We start from the raw sequence: 14,225 nt of genomic DNA, 5'->3' as shown, positions 1-14,225 counted from the left end.
AAGGGGAGCGCAGTGAGCGCGACAGTGGGGGCGGGGACCTGGAGGCTCGGGGACCTGGAGGTGAACCGTGTCGGTTACGGCGCGATGCGGCTGACCGGCAACGGCATGGCGGGCAACTCGGACGGGCCCCCGATCGACCGGTACGTCGCGGTCCGGCTGCTGCGGGACGCGGTCGAGCAGGGCGTCAACCACATCGACACGGCCTCCTTCTACTTCTCGCCGCTCCGGTCGGCGAACGAGCTGATCAACCGGGCGCTCACCTCCTGGCGCGACGACGTGGTCGTGGTGACCAAGGTCGGCCCGGGACGCGATCCGTCCGGCGAGTGGTCGACGATGGCCCGCCCGGACCGGCTGCGCGGCCAGGTCGAGGAGAATCTGCGGCAGCTGGGCCGCGACCACCTCGACGTGGTCAACCTGCGTCGCAACGGCCCCGGCATGGCCTCCGTGGCCGAGCACTTCGGGGCGCTGGCCGAGCTGCGCGAGGCCGGTCTGATCCGGCACCTCGGGCTCTCCAACGTCCGGCCGGAGCACCTGGTCGAGGCCCAGGCCATCGCCCCGGTGGTCTGCGTGCAGAACTCGTACAGCCTGGACTGGCGCCGCGCCGACGAGAGCGGCCTGGTGGACCTGTGCCGGGAGCAGGGCATCGCCTTCGTTCCCTACTTCGCCGTCTCCGGCCTGCGGCGCGAGGCGGCCCCGGGTCAGGAGCCGGAGGCGCGCGTCCGTGCGGTCGCCGACTCGCGGGGAGTGACGCCCGCCCAGGTACGGCTGGCCTGGACGCTGCACCGGGGACCGCACGTGCTGGCGATCCCGGGAACCACCGACCCGGCCCACCTGTCGCAGAACATCGCCGCCGGTTCCCTGCGCCTGACCGACGAGGAGTTGGCTCTGCTCGGCACGCCCGGCACGCCCGGAGCCGCCGACGCGCCGGGTGCTGATGTGAGTTCAAGTATCGAACGCAGTGTCAGCCCTTGACGGCCTCTTGGGTTCCTGGCTCCATATCGGGAGCGCTCCCAGTTGTGCGGACCATGTCGAGAACTCAAGGAGCGCGAGGAGGGGGGAACCGTGACCGCCAAGCCGACGCTCGCCGAGGTCGCCCTGCGCGCCGGCGTGTCCACCGCCACCGCGTCCCGCGCGCTCAGCCGGTCCGCCCGGGTCAGCCACGCGGCGCGCAGCGCCGTCGAGCAGGCCGTCGCGGAGCTCGGCTACGTCCGGCACCGGGCCCCGCGCGCGGGCGCCCGCGACACCGGCGCGGTGGCGGTGGTGGTCTGCGAGGACATGCTCCACTACCAGTCCGATCTGTTCTACACCCGCCTGCTCGTCGCGATCGAGCGCGCACTCGTGCCGCAGCAGCGCGAGTTGCTGGTGCTGACGGCGCTGCGCCACACGTCCCGTCCCTCCCTGCTGCGCTTCCTGGGCGGCGGCCACGTCGACGGCGTGGTGCTGGTCGGCCTGCGGGGGGACGACACCCTGCCGCGGCTGCTGCGGGCGGCCGACGTCCCCGTCGTGTCGATGGGGAGGCCGCCGGGCGGCGCGGAGATCCCGTTCGTCGACGCCGACAACGTCGGCGGAGCCGCGGGCGCGGTCCGGTACCTCCAGCGGCGGGGCCGCCACCGCATCGCCACCATCGCCGGACCGGCGGACATGTCCGTGGGCGTCGACCGCCTGACCGGCTACCGCCGGGCGGTGCGCCTCGCGGGCACGGCCCGGGAGATCGTGGCCCACGGCGACTTCACGGTCGCCTCCGGAGAGACGGCGATGCTGCGGCTGTTGGACCGCTGCCCGGGTCTGGACGCCGTCTTCGCCGCCTCCGACCCGATGGCCGCCGGCGCGCTGCGGGCCCTGGCGCGCGCGGGCGTGCGCGTGCCGGACGACGTCGCGCTGATCGGCTTCGACGACGACGCACTGGCCCGCCGCACCTCGCCCCGCCTGACGACGGTGCGCCAGCCGGTCGAGGAGATGGGCGCGCGCGTCGTGTCCGAGCTGGTGGGCGGCGGCGCGGCCACCGAGCGCGTGGTGATGGGCACTCAGCTGGTGGTGCGACAGTCCGCATGAGCCGAGCGCCGGCCCGGCGGGAGCGGTGCCGGCGGGGGCGCGGCGGCGTCCGCGCTCAGCGGGGGAGGAGGCCGCGGACGTAGGCGGCCTGCCCGGCGTGCTGAAGGGCGTCGGAGACGACGCTGATCAGCCGGACCGCCGCGGTGACGGGCGGGACCCAGTTGGAGTCGACGATCCGGTCGAGGTGGTGGATGCCCGGTCCGGCGAGGAAGGCGACGGTCCGGTCGTGCACGTCGTCGTGGTAACCGAGCAGGCGCTGCGCGTCGATGCCGCTGAGCGACGCGACCTGCCGCGAGCTGTGGCCGTAGCCGGTGGCGCCGGGACCGAAGGGCAGGTCGAAGCGCTCGTGCCAGCCGAGCTCGGTCCACGCCTGCGGCTGGTCGGCGAGATCGCTGACGTGGTCGTCCTCGATGCGGGTCAGATGCCAGACGAGCCAGCCGATCGAGTTGCCCTCCGACTCGGGCCGGAAGGCCAGCTGGTCGGGCGTCAGGTCGGCGACCGAGTCGTGGACGACCTCCCTGATCCGGCCGAAGGCGTCGGTGAGCAGGTCGGTGGCGATGGTCATGGCGGCTCACTCCTCTGACTCCGCTGACTCCACGTCGCGGCTGACTGCATGCCGCGCGCGCTCCCTGTGCGTAGCACGACCCTAGCCGCAGCGTGCCGCTCCGGCTCGGAACCCACCGGCGGGTGGCGGCATGTCCCCCCGACCACTCAGGGCGGAGCCAGGAGCATGAGGACCTCGTTGCGGTGAGCTCGGTGAGGTCGACCTGCATGGAACGCAGCATGGCAGGCGTGTGTGACAGCGAGCGGAGCGCGGGTCGGGCATAGGGTGGCCGAAGGCCGTGGTGAGGAGAGGAACTGATGGCGCGAACCATCGCAACCAACACGAAGGTCGAGCGTGACGAGCTGCTGGATTTCATCCGCCCGCGTCACCGGATGATCCTGATCACCCGACGCGCCGACGGGTCGCCGCAGGCGTCCCCGGTGACCGGCGGGGTGGACGACTCCGGCCGGATCGTCGTCTCCAGCTATCCCGAGCGCGCCAAGACCCGCAACGCCCGACAGCGGCCCGAGGTCAGCGTGCTGGTGCTGTCCGACGAGTGGGACGGCGCCTGGGTGCAGGTCGACGGCCATGCCGAGGTGCTCGAAGCGGCCGATGGTCCGTCCGCGCTCGACGCCTTCGTCGAGTACTTCCGCAACATCTCCGGCGAGCACCCTGACTGGGCGGAGTACCGCGACGCGATGGTCAAGCAGGGCAAGGCGCTGGTGCGGGTCACGCCCGACCGCTGGAGCCCGATCGCCACCGGCGGGTTCCCCGCCCGACTCGCCTGACCCCTCCGGGGGCGGCGCCGTTCCGGCCCAGGGCACACCGCCGACCCGTACGACGACGACCCGGAGCGAGCACGCGGGCATGACGCGCGGGTCGGTCGAGCGCGTCAGGTGGCGGGCCCGTCCAGCCGTGCGAGTGTCGCGTCGAGCCAGGCGAGCTCGGCCACGCCGGTCGCGCGGGCGATGGTGAGCAGACCCTGACGAAAGGGATCGTCGAACTCCTCGGCTTCGAGCGGGCGCTCCCCGTCGTAGAAGAAACTGCTGGGCTCGCGGAGGAAGGCCAGACGGCGGCCCAGCACGGCGGCCTGCTCGGCCGGGGAGTCGAGGTGCCGCAGGAAGGCCAGCACAGTGAACCAGTGGTTCTCGTCGCTGATCTCCACGCCGTCGGCCTCACGCAGGCGGCGGCGCAGCTCCCGGCGGCCCTCGTCGGTGAGGGTGAGGGTGTGTCGGGGTGCGGCGCGGGTGCCGGGCTGGGTCTGGCGGGTGAGCCAACCGGCCTTCTCCAGGCGCTTGATGGCGGGGTAGAGCGTCCCGTCCGCGATCGGCCGGACATGTCCGGTCAGCTGCGCGACGCGCCGCTTCAGCTCGTAGCCGTGCAGCGGCTGCTCGTAGAGGAAACCCAGGATCGCCAACTCCAGCACGGCAGTATTCTGCCGCACGGCGCGATATATCGGCACCGATGTATAGTTGGAACGAGGCATTGCGAGCTCAGCGCTGAGCCGACGACGGGGGAGGACCCATGCACGACGCCCAGGTGACCGCGGCGGGCGACCGGATCCGCTGGATCGAGTTCCCGGGGGCGCAGGACGGGCGCCCACGGGTCTACCTGCACGGTCTGGGCGCCTCCGCCGCTCCGTACTTCGCCGCGGCGGCCGTCCACCCGGCGCTCGAGGGGCGTCGCTCACTGCTGGTCGACCTCCTCGGCTTCGGCTTCAGCGACCGGCCCGAGGACTTCCCGTACACGCTGGAGGCTCACGCGGACGCGCTGGCCACGGCGCTGACCGCGGCCGGCGTCCGGGACGCCGACATTCTCGCCCACAGCATGGGCGGCGCGGTCGCGATCGTCCTGGCGAGCCGTCATCCGTCGCTGGTGGCCCGGTTGGTGCTGGTCGACGCCAACCTCGACGCGCAGCACGTCGTGCGCGGCCGGGCCGGCTCCAGCGGGATCGCCTCGTACGAGGAGCAGGAGTTCCTTGACGGCGGCTGGCAGGAGGTCCGGGACCACGTCGGTCCGCACTGGTGGTCCACGATGCGTCTGGCGGGCCTCACGGCGCTGCACCGAAGCGCTGCGCACCTGGCCCGGGGGAGCGATCCGGTCATGCGCGAGCTGCTGCTGGGGCTCGAGATGCCGCGTGCCTGCCTCTACCCCGAGGCCGATGGCGCGCCCCGGGGGGCGGCCGAGCTGGTCGCCGCCGGGGTCCGGCTCCTCGCGGTCCCCGCCTGCGGCCACAACATCATGCTCGACAACCCCGACGGCTTCGCTCGCGCCGCGGCATCGGCACTGTCGTCGGGCGGATGACCGGCGGTCAGGAACCCGTCGGCTCCCGCGGCCGTGTCGCGCGGAAGTGACGCCGATGCGGTCCGTCGCGTCAGCAGCCTCTGGAGAGCCGACCGTTCCAGCGGCACCGCCCGGTGGCCCGGAGACGCGCTGAGGGCACCACGTCCGGTCGACGTGGTGCCCTCAGCGGCTGCCTGTTGGTGGTTGCCGGTTGACGGCCGCTCAGGCCGCGGAGCCGCCCGCGACGGTCGCGCTCTCGGCCTCGGCGTCCGCGGCCGGAGCGGTCTGCACGCCGCCGCGCAGGCCGAACAGGGCGACGACCGCGCTGAGGGCCATCAGGCCCGCCATGACGTAGAAGACGTACTGGACGCCCTGGGCGAAGTCGTAGCGGACGAAGTGCGGGATGGCGGCCGCGGAGCCGCCCGAACCGCCCGAACCGCCCGAGCCGCCGCCGAACGCGCCGTGGGTGGACGCCTCGGCCGCCGCGTTCGCGGCCGCGCGGGACATGTGCTCGTCGTGGACGAGCGAGTCGGCGATCCGGGACTGGAACACCGAGATCATCACCGTGCCCAGCACGGCGAAGCTCAGGCTGGAGGCGTAGTTGCGGACGGTCTGGGTGATACCGGTGGCCTCGCCGTAGGAGACGCTGGAGGCGCGGTTGACGGCGTCGGTGTTCGACGGGCCGACCATCATGCCCATGCCCGCGCCGGAGACGATGATCGCCCAGGTGAGCTGGTTCATGTCGAGCGAGGTGACCTTGCTGGCCCAGAGGTAGAAGCCCACCGCCGCGATGACCGAGCCGATGAGGACCGGGCGCTTGGCTCCGGCCCGGTCCAGCATCCGGCCGCCGATCTGCGCGGTCACCACGAACCCGATGAAGAAGTAGAGCAGTGTGATGCCGGACTTCTGGGTGTTCTGCCCGAGCGAGACGGCCGCGTACTCACTCGCGAAGAAGAACATCGGCAGGAAGACCGCCATCGCGATGGCCAGGATGACGCACTGCACCAGGAAGGCGCGGTCGCCGAAGATCGACACGTCGATCAGCGGGGCGGACCGCCGTCGCTCGTAGCGGTAGAAGACCACCAGCAGCGCCGCGCCCACGGCGATGGAGAGTCCGATGAGCGGGTTGTGCCAGCCCCAGACGTGGGACTGCTGGAAACCGAAGACGCTGAGCGCGACGCCCGCGGCGATCAGCACCACGCCGACCCAGTCGATCGGCGCCGGGCGGAACTGCGTCTTCGGCTTGGAGATCGCGATCAGCAGCAGCGCGACGAGGGCCACCGGGATGTTGACCCAGAAGATGCCGCGCCAGGTCCACTCCGTCAGGTAGCCGCCCAGCACCGGGCCGACGGCGGTCAGGCCGCCGGCGATGCCGAAGAAGAGCGCGAGCGCGCGGCCGCGCGAGCGCAGGTCGTAGGTGTTGACGACGATCGCGAGCGCGGCGGGGTACATCAGCGCGCCGCCGAGCCCCTGCACCGCGCGGAACACGATGATCCACGCCTGCGCGGCCGAGCCGGTCGGGGTGAGCCCGCACAGCCCGGAGGCGCCGGCGAAGACGATGACGCCGATCACGACCATCCGGGTGTGCCCGAGGGTGTCGGAGAGGCGGCCGCCGAGCGCGAAGAATGCGGCCAGGGCCAGCAGGTAGGCGTTGACCGCCCACTGCACGCCGGTCCCGCTGAGGTTCAGCTCGCTCTGGATCTTGGGTGCGGCGATCGAGACGATGGTCTGGTCGATGAAGGTCATCGCCACGGCGCAGATCATCGCGGCGAGGACGAGACCCTTGCGCCCCCCTGCCGACGACCCTGCGTCAGATGCTATGCCGGTACTGGCACTCATGCCGGATTTCCCCCTGGATATGTCGTTCGGCGCGCAGACCCTAGCACTCGATGACTACCCGCTGGGAGCCGCAGCTCCGCGCCCGACGGGCGTGCCTGCGGGCTGACACGTGCCGCCTCGGCGAGACTTGGCGCATGAGCGCCGCATCCGCCGCCGCAGCCCGTCACCACCCGCGCGTCCGCCGCGTCTACGACGTACCGGAACCGGACGACGGCGCACGCGTCCTGGTCGACCGCCTCTGGCCGCGCGGCCTGTCCAAGGAGGAGGCGGAACTGGACGACTGGCCCAAGGCCGTCACGCCGTCGACCGAGCTGCGCCGCTGGTACCACGCGACCGACGAGGGCGACGCCGCCTTCGCCGAGTTCCGCGAGCGCTACCTCGCGGAGCTCGCGGAACCCGAGCCCGCGACCGCCCTCGACGCGCTGCGCGCCAAGGTCGCGGCCGGCCCGGTCACCTTGCTGACGGCCTCCAAGCACCCCGAGCGCAGCCACGCGGCGGTCCTCCTGGAACGCCTGAGTTGAACCCGGACGGCCCCGGAGCCCCACGCGTCGTGTTCAGTCCGTTCGGGTGGCGAGGTACTGGGCCGCAGCCGCGGTCGCGGCCAGTACGCACAGCCCGGTGGCCGTGTAGCCGAGAAACGGCAGGAACAGCTCCGTGGGCGTGCGGCCGCTGTTCAGGGCGAACAGCATCGGATAGACCGGCGGCAGCGGCTTCGCGAGGACCACCGCGAGCACGAGCCCGAGTCCCACGACCACCGAGTAGCCTGGCCGCCCGATCACCAGCCGCGAGCACAGCAGCCCCAGACCGATGCCGACGCAGGCGCAGGTCAGCTCGGCGAGCGCGCCGATGCCCACCGCCTGCCAGGTGACGACGTGCGAACCCGTCAGGATCGGATAGAACAGCCCGACCACGGTCATGCCCGAGCACAGCGTCGCTGAGACGGCGATGTCGGCGATCAGCACGTCACGTGAGCGCCGCGCGTTCACCACCAGGACAGCGCGCCCGACGGGCTCCTGGACGTTGACCACGGACGCGGCGACCCACGTCGCACAGGCGAGGAGCGCGCCCGCGGCGGCCGGGTAGACACCGAGCAGGGGACCGCTGTCGCCGCTGGTGAGGACGGCCAGCAGGCCGAGGAAGAACACCATGGGCGCCACGTAGCGCTGGGAGTGCAGCGTGGTGGCCAGGCTGTAGCGGTAGAGGGCGGTCATCGGGCGTTCCACCCGCTCACCTGGCTGGGGACGCTGACGTCGTGTCGGAGTCCGTCGACGGACCATCCCCGCTGGAGTGCCGTCAGCAGGAGTCGGTCGCACAGGCTGCGCAGCACCAGGACTCGGACCCGCCCGGGCCCGGCGGCCGACGTGGCCTGCACGCCGTCCCAGCCGCTCAGCTCCTCTCCCAGTGGTAAGGCCGGGTCGTGGAACGGCGTCCGCAGCACAACCTCCGAAAGCCCGGCCGACCTGCCCGCGGCCACGCCCGCGCCGGGCGAACTGCCGCTGAGCCGGCCGGACTCGATGCGGTACACCTCGGTCGCGACGGCCCCGGTCACCGCCTCGCGGTGATCGGTGAAGACCACCGTTCCGTTGCCGGAGGCCAGTTCCTCGATGATCGACGCCAGCACGCCGTGCGCGGAGGCGTCCAGGCCCGACCACGGTTCGTCCAGGATCAGCAGCCGGGGTCGGACCATCAGGGCCTGAGCCACGGCGACCTTCTGGGCGTTGCCCTTGGACAGGTCGCGAATCGGGGTGTAGCACCCGCCGACCAGGTCGAGACGGGTCAGCAGATCCGTGGCGCGGGCCGCCGCCTGCTGGGTGCTCAGGCCCTTGATGCGTCCCATGTGCGCCAGGTACGAGCGGGCGGACAGGCGGGTGTTCGCCGGGAAGCGGTCCGGGACGTACCCGATGACCCCAGGGTCGCCGGAGCGCGTGCCGGACGACGGACGGGACACCCCCGCCAGGACCCGGAGCAGTGTCGACTTGCCCGAGCCGTTGCCGCCGGTGACGGCCTGGACCGCGCCCGGCCGCGTGCGGAAGTCGATGTCGATCAGTACCGGGCGACCACGTCCGTATCGTTTGCTCACTGCTTCCAGCGACAGCATGCGGGTCTTCCCCTCCTCATCGCCCGGAGTGCGCTCGATCATTGTCCCGGATCAACGAGGGGACCGAATCACCGAGTCCAGTCCTCAGGAGGGCTTTTCGGGGTCCGCCTCGGAGTCGCTCTCGTGGCGGGCCCGGCTGGGCTGGACGCGCTTGGGTTCGCCCGGCATCTTCGGGTACTCGGGCGGGTAGGGCATGTCGCCGAGTCCGTGGTCGTTCTCGTGCGCGTCCGCCAGGGCCAGGGCGGCCGTGAGGTCGTGGCGCTTCGCGTCCATGTCGGCGTGGACGTCGCCGAGCTCGGCGTAGCGGGCGGGCATCGTGGTGATGTCGAACTGGTCCGGACGGACCTGGTCCACCTCGTCCCAGTGCAGCGGCGCGGAGACGGGGGCGTTGGGGAACGGCCTGACGGAGTACGCCGAGGCGATGGTGCGGTCGCGGGCCATCTGGTTGTAGTCCACGAAGATCCGCTCGCCCCGCTCCTCCTTCCACCAGGCCGTGGTGACCCGGCCCGGCATGCGCCGCTCCAGCTCGCGGCCGATCGCGATGACGCACCGTCGGACCTCGGTGAAGGTCCAGCGGGGCTGGATCGGCACGAAGATGTGCAGGCCGCGGCCGCCGGAGGTCTTCGGCCAGCCGTGCAGGCCCAGCTCCTCGAGCAGGCCGCGCAGCTCCAGCGCGGCCCGCACCGCGTCGGAGAAGTCCGTGCCGGGCTGCGGGTCGAGGTCGATGCGCAGCTCGTCGGGGTGGTCGGTGTCCTCGCGGCGGACCGGCCAGGGGTGGAAGGTGAGGCAGCCCCGGTTGACTGCCCACAGGACGGCGGCCTCCTCCGTCGGGCACATCTCGTCGGCGAACCGGCCGCTGGGGAACGCGATGCGGGCGGTGGGGATCCAGTCGGGCATGTCACGCGGGGCGCGCTTCTGGTAGAACGCCTCACCGCCGATGCCGTCGACGAAGCGTTGCAGTGTCGTCGGCCGGTCCCGCAGCGCACGCAGTGCGCCGGGGGCGACGGCTTCGAAGTAGCGCGCGATGTCGATCTTGCGGAAGCCGGCGTCCGGGAAGTAGATCTTGTCCGGGTTGGTGACGCGCACCGCGCGCCCGCCGATCTCAAGCTCCGTCGCCTCGCCCATGGTCCTCACCGTAGGACGGACCCCGGCGGCGCGCCCGTCGGGCGCACCGCGTCGGCGGGACGCAGAATCGGCTGCATGGACCTGCCCGTCATGCCGCCCGTCAAGCCGATGCTCGCCAAGTCCGTGGCCAGGATCCCGCCCGGGATGCTCTACGAGGCCAAGTGGGACGGCTTCCGCGCGGTGGTCCACCGCGACGGCGACGAGACGGTCATCGGCAGCCGCACCGGCAAGCCCCTGACGCGCTACTTCCCGGAGCTGGTCGCCCAGCTGGAGCGGCAACTGCCGCAGCGCTGCGTGGTGGACGGTGAGATCATCCTGATCCGCGGCGACCACCTCGACTTCGACGCGCTGACCGAGCGGATCCACCCGGCCGCCTCGCGCGTGCGGCTGCTCGCCGAGCAGACCCCCGCCTCCTTCGTCGCCTTCGACCTGCTCTCCCTCGGCGACCTCGACCTGATGCCGGTGCCGCAGCGCGAACGCCGCACCGCGCTGGAGGAGATCCTGGAGACCGTCGAGCCGCCGCTCCATCTCGCGCCCGCCACGCTCGACGCCGAGGAGGCCCGGCGCTGGTTCGACCAGTTCGAGGGCGCCGGACTGGACGGCGTCGTCGCCAAGCCGCTGGACCTCGGCTACGCGCCGGACCAGCGGGTGATGTACAAGATCAAGCACGAGCGCACCGCCGACTGCGTCGTCGCCGGCTACCGCGAGCACAAGAGCGGACCGGTCGTCGGCTCGCTGCTGCTCGGCCTCTACGACGCGGGCGGCCGCCTCCAGCACGTGGGCGTCTGCGCGTCCTTCCCGATGAAGCGGCGCGAGGAGCTGGTGGCCGAGCTCGCGCCGCTGCGGATGGATCCCGTCGCCGGACACCCCTGGGCCGACTGGGCGGACGAGGAGGCGCAGGCGGGCTCCCGGATGCCGGGCGCGACCAGCCGCTGGACGGGCACCAAGGACCTGTCCTGGGTGCCGCTGCGCCCGGAACGGGTCATCGAGGTGGCGTACGACCACATGCAGGGCGACCGGTTCCGCCACACGACCCAGTTCCGCCGCTGGCGTCCGGACCGCGAGCCGTCGAGCTGCACCTACGCCCAGCTGGACGAGCCCGTCCGCTACGACTTGGCGGACATCCTCACCGGCGCGTCCGCCGACGCCCGCGCCTCGGCCGACTCCCGCGCCGAAGGCGACAACTCCTGAGTCGGCGAGACGCCCTGGGCCGGGATCACGGGCACGCTCACGACCGCGCCCGCACCAGCTGCCGCGCCTGCGGGCATGCGGGCCGCCGTCCACCGCCCGTGGCCGAGCGCGAGCGCGGCCAGCAGCGTGCCGATCACGCCCGAGACGGCGAAGCCCCAGACCGGCGAGAAGCGGTCGATCACTGAGCCGGCCAGCGGCGCGCCGAGCGAGCCGCCGAGCGTCAGCGCCGCCGCCTGAAGCCCCATCGCCTGGCCGCGCGCGGAGGCGGGGACGGCCGCGCTGATCGCCTCGGCGGTGGAGGCGATGGTCGGCGCGCAGACGAACCCGGCGGGGATCAGGGCGAGGCAGATCCACTGCCAGCCCAGCCCGCCGACGATCCCGACCGGGATCGTGCCGAGCCCGAGCAGCAGCATCAGCAGCGGTAGCCGGCGAGGCCGGGGAGTCGAGCCGTGCCAGAAGCCGCCGACCAGGGAGGCGCAGCACCAGGCGATGATCGTCAGCCCGGCCCACTGCGTCTGCCCGTGCTCGCGCAGGCTCGCGACCACGGAGACCTCGGTGCCGGACAGCGTCAGGTTCGCGGCCGTGCACATGGCCAGAACCAGCAGCAGCGTCGGGTTCAGCCAGGTGCCGCGCGGCAGCCTGGCTGGCCTGTCCGGCGCGTCCTGCCGCCCCGAGGGGTCGACCCGGCGCTGCGACACCAGGATCCGGCCCAGCGGCCACAGGCCGAGCACGCTGGCGAGGGTCAGCACGGCGGTGGCGAACATCGACGGCGTCGCGGTGTGCAGCCCGGTCACGGCGACGACGGCGACGGCCGGGCCGACCATGTAGGCGAGCTCGACGATCATCGAGTCCAACGCGAAGGCCTGCCGTCGCAGCTCGCCGGGCACGTGCGCGGCCACCGCCTGCCGGATCACCGGGAACACCGGCACCGAGACCACCCCGCCCGCGAACGTCGCCGCGACCAGCGCGGGATAGGGCAGCGACGGGGCGATCACCCAGTACAGCGCCTCGGCGACACCGGTCACCAGCAGCACGGGCCGCAGCCCGTGACGGTCCACCAGCCGACCGGCGATCGGCGAACCGATCGCGAAGCCCAGGGTCAGGGCCATCGCCACCACGCCGGCGGCGCCGTAGCCGCGCTGCTGGTCGAGGACGACGTGCAGCGTGAGCAGCATGCCCTTGGCGGTGCCCGGGACCCGGGCGAGAAGCGCGACGACGAACAGAGCTCGGCTGCCCTGGATGGCGAAGACGGATCGGTAAGGACCGAACAGACGGTGCATGGGTTATCCCTCCGACCGGATCATTGCAGATAGCACCTGCAATCCGCTCGGGGATATCCGCCCCGTGGACGCGGCGCCGGGCGCCGGCGGTCGGCACCGGGCGATAGCGTGGCGGGATGCCTTCGACCTGGGAGACCGACGCCGCCGGTGTGCTGCTGCTGCCGTCGGGCCGGACGCTGCGGGGGAGGGGGCTGCGCGATCCCCTCCCCGACGGGCCGCCGCCCGACTTCGGGCTGTACCTCCAAGCTGAGGAGCCCCCGGCGACCGCGTGGGAGTCCCGCTGGCTGCGGTGGCCGGACTTCCGGCTCCCCGTCGACCGGTCCGCCGCCGCCCGCGCCCTGCTGGAGGCGTGGGAACGGGCGGCGGCCGAACGGGTCGAGGTGGCGTGCACCGCAGGCCGAGGGCGGACGGGGACCGCCCTCGCCTGCGTCGCCGTGCTCGACGGCGTGCCGCCCCACCAGGCCGTCGCCTACGTGCGGGCGCACTACTCGCGCCACGCCGTGGAGACGCCCTGGCAGCGCCGCTACGTGGAGCGGTTCACGCCGTGACCACCCGGGCGGCTGCGCTCACGCGTCGTCGCCGCAGGAGTACAGCTGCTGCGACGCGGCCGCGCGGCCGAAGGGCGACTGGCCGCTCTGCTGCGACGACGCGGTCGCGCCGTAGGCGCTCGGCGGGACCACCGAGCAGGCCTGCCGCACCCACGACTGCACCGGGCTGCTCTGCGACGTCCCCATCCCGCCGCCGCCCAGCAGGACGAAGCGGAGCTGGTGCGTGGAGACCAGCTGCTGGAACTGACTCAGCGTCGGGCTCGGCACCGCGCCGGTGAAGCCGCCCATCGGGAGGACCTCCCTGCCGGTGGCCAGGATGAACGGCGAGGCGGAGCTCCAACTGGAGGTCGCCATCACGTAGCGGGCGCCCCCGTCGTGGGAGGTCACGTACGAGAAGAGCTGCTGCTGCGAGGCGGACAGCGTCGTGGTGCCGCTGAACCCGCCGAAGCCTCCGCCACCGCCGGCCCCGCCTCCACGGCCGCCGCCGAAGCCGCCGCCCTCGCGGTGGCCCGTGCCGCCGCGTGTCGCGCCCGCGAGACCGGCGAACCCGCCGCGCCCGCCGTGGCCGCTGCTCGGGCCGACCGAGCCCATCATCGAGGCCATGCCGCCGCCCGCGCCGGTGGACAGCACCGACGTGGCCCACGCCGCAGGGGTGACGACCACGCCGAGCAGACCGGCCGCCAGGCCGACCGCGGCGAGGCGCGGGCGCGCCAGGCGCGGGACGCGGCCGAGCACCAGGAGCGCGACGGCGACAGCCGACGCGCCGATCGCGACCGGCGCGGCCCACGGACGGAAGGTCGGGAACGGGTTCGCCAGCCAGACCGCCCACGCCGCGGTCGCCGCGATCGCGACCGGCAGGACCAGCGCCTGGCGTCCGCCGGACCGGTACGCACGCCACATGCCGACCAGACCCGCGCCGCTCAGCGCCGCGAGCGGCGTGGCGATCATCCCCATGTAGTAGCTGTGTCCGCCCACGCTTCCGGCGCTGAAGGCGAGGAAGAAGACGGCGAGCCAGCTCCCCCACATGAGGTAGCCCGCACGCAGCCGGTCGGTGCGCGGCCGACGTCGGCGCCAGGCGATGCCGCAGACGAAGGAGATCGCCCCGAGCGGGTAGAGCCAGCCGGTCTGGGACGCGATCGCCGAGCCGAACATCTTGCTCCAGCCGCCGTCCCCGCCCCCGCCCCCGAGCATGGCCGCCCGCGCCGCGAGCGACTGCGCGGACGCGGCCTGCCCGCCGTTGGCCGCGCCGCCGGCGAAGCCCTGAC

15 protein-coding genes are annotated in these 14,225 nt (G+C 73.0%); 7 read left to right on the top strand and 8 right to left on the bottom strand.

Translation table 11 applies throughout. The features are described 5' to 3' along the window. The first annotated feature begins 12 nt into the window (after positions 1-12). The gene (locus tag TR50_RS37640) at positions 13-972 is read left to right on the top strand and encodes an oxidoreductase (protein WP_042433243.1); all 960 of its coding nucleotides are present in this window, start codon (positions 13-15) and stop codon (positions 970-972) included. A 90-nt stretch (positions 973-1,062) separates the two neighbouring features. Beyond that, complete coding sequence (locus TR50_RS37635; protein ID WP_042433240.1) at positions 1,063-2,052, top strand: LacI family DNA-binding transcriptional regulator; 990 nt, start codon at positions 1,063-1,065, stop codon at positions 2,050-2,052. A gap of 55 nt (positions 2,053-2,107) precedes the next feature. Here the strand turns inward: TR50_RS37635 and TR50_RS37630 are convergent, their stop codons facing one another. Then, entirely contained in the window at positions 2,108-2,617 is a 510-nt protein-coding gene (locus TR50_RS37630) for a mycothiol transferase (RefSeq protein ID WP_042433238.1), read from the bottom strand. A gap of 296 nt (positions 2,618-2,913) precedes the next feature. Here TR50_RS37630 and TR50_RS37625 point away from each other — a divergent pair, with 296 nt between their 5' ends. Beyond that, a complete protein-coding gene (locus TR50_RS37625) occupies positions 2,914-3,384 on the top strand; it encodes a PPOX class F420-dependent oxidoreductase (protein WP_042433235.1) in 471 nt (156 codons plus the stop codon). Between the two features lie 104 nt (positions 3,385-3,488). On the opposite strand, the gene TR50_RS37620 is transcribed toward TR50_RS37625, so the two are convergent. Next, on the bottom strand, positions 3,489-4,022 hold the full coding sequence (locus TR50_RS37620) for a PadR family transcriptional regulator (protein WP_042433232.1): 534 nt from the start codon (positions 4,020-4,022) through the stop codon (positions 3,489-3,491). 98 nt (positions 4,023-4,120) lie between these two features. Here TR50_RS37620 and TR50_RS37615 point away from each other — a divergent pair, with 98 nt between their 5' ends. Beyond that, the gene (locus TR50_RS37615; RefSeq protein WP_042433229.1) at positions 4,121-4,900 is read left to right on the top strand and encodes an alpha/beta fold hydrolase; all 780 of its coding nucleotides are present in this window, start codon (positions 4,121-4,123) and stop codon (positions 4,898-4,900) included. Between the two features lie 201 nt (positions 4,901-5,101). Here the strand turns inward: TR50_RS37615 and TR50_RS37610 are convergent, their stop codons facing one another. Next, entirely contained in the window at positions 5,102-6,631 is a 1,530-nt protein-coding gene (locus TR50_RS37610) for an MFS transporter (RefSeq protein ID WP_269084837.1), read from the bottom strand. Between the two features lie 221 nt (positions 6,632-6,852). Between TR50_RS37610 and TR50_RS37605 the strand changes: the two genes are divergently transcribed. Beyond that, positions 6,853-7,239: a DUF488 domain-containing protein gene (locus TR50_RS37605; protein ID WP_042433223.1), complete on the top strand. Its 387-nt coding sequence runs from the start codon at positions 6,853-6,855 to the stop codon at positions 7,237-7,239. 33 nt (positions 7,240-7,272) lie between these two features. Here the strand turns inward: TR50_RS37605 and TR50_RS37600 are convergent, their stop codons facing one another. The 3 genes from TR50_RS37600 to ligD form a co-directional block, all read right to left on the bottom strand. After that, positions 7,273-7,941: a hypothetical protein gene (locus tag TR50_RS37600; RefSeq protein WP_152648848.1), complete on the bottom strand. Its 669-nt coding sequence runs from the start codon at positions 7,939-7,941 to the stop codon at positions 7,273-7,275. Continuing rightward, complete coding sequence (locus tag TR50_RS37595) at positions 7,926-8,798, bottom strand: ATP-binding cassette domain-containing protein (RefSeq protein ID WP_236654754.1); 873 nt, start codon at positions 8,796-8,798, stop codon at positions 7,926-7,928. Before TR50_RS37595 ends, TR50_RS37600 begins: the two co-directional genes overlap by 16 nt. A 102-nt stretch (positions 8,799-8,900) precedes the next feature. Beyond that, positions 8,901-9,941, bottom strand: a complete 1,041-nt coding sequence (gene ligD / locus TR50_RS37590) for a non-homologous end-joining DNA ligase (RefSeq protein ID WP_042433218.1) — start codon at positions 9,939-9,941, stop codon at positions 8,901-8,903. Between the two features lie 75 nt (positions 9,942-10,016). Between ligD and TR50_RS37585 the strand changes: the two genes are divergently transcribed. After that, a complete protein-coding gene (locus TR50_RS37585) occupies positions 10,017-11,132 on the top strand; it encodes an ATP-dependent DNA ligase (RefSeq protein ID WP_042433215.1) in 1,116 nt (371 codons plus the stop codon). Here TR50_RS37585 and TR50_RS37580 read toward each other — a convergent pair. Further along, entirely contained in the window at positions 11,048-12,412 is a 1,365-nt protein-coding gene (locus tag TR50_RS37580) for an MFS transporter (RefSeq protein WP_063775232.1), read from the bottom strand. The genes TR50_RS37585 and TR50_RS37580 overlap by 85 nt on opposite strands. 116 nt (positions 12,413-12,528) lie before the next feature. On the opposite strand from TR50_RS37580, the gene TR50_RS37575 reads away from it, so the two are divergent. After that, positions 12,529-12,960 (top strand): protein-tyrosine phosphatase family protein, encoded by a 432-nt coding sequence (locus TR50_RS37575; RefSeq protein ID WP_042433212.1) that lies wholly within the window; start codon positions 12,529-12,531, stop codon positions 12,958-12,960. Between the two features lie 18 nt (positions 12,961-12,978). Here TR50_RS37575 and TR50_RS47345 read toward each other — a convergent pair. Next, the coding region (locus TR50_RS47345) for a mannosyltransferase YkcB-related protein (RefSeq protein WP_042433211.1) at positions 12,979-14,225 on the bottom strand (1,247 nt) is incomplete at its 5' end.

The sequence above is a fragment of the Streptacidiphilus anmyonensis genome, assembly GCF_000787855.1.
GTDB classification, from domain to species: Bacteria; Actinomycetota; Actinomycetes; order Streptomycetales; family Streptomycetaceae; genus Streptacidiphilus; species Streptacidiphilus anmyonensis.
This window is presented reverse-complemented; position numbering and strand designations above follow the sequence as displayed.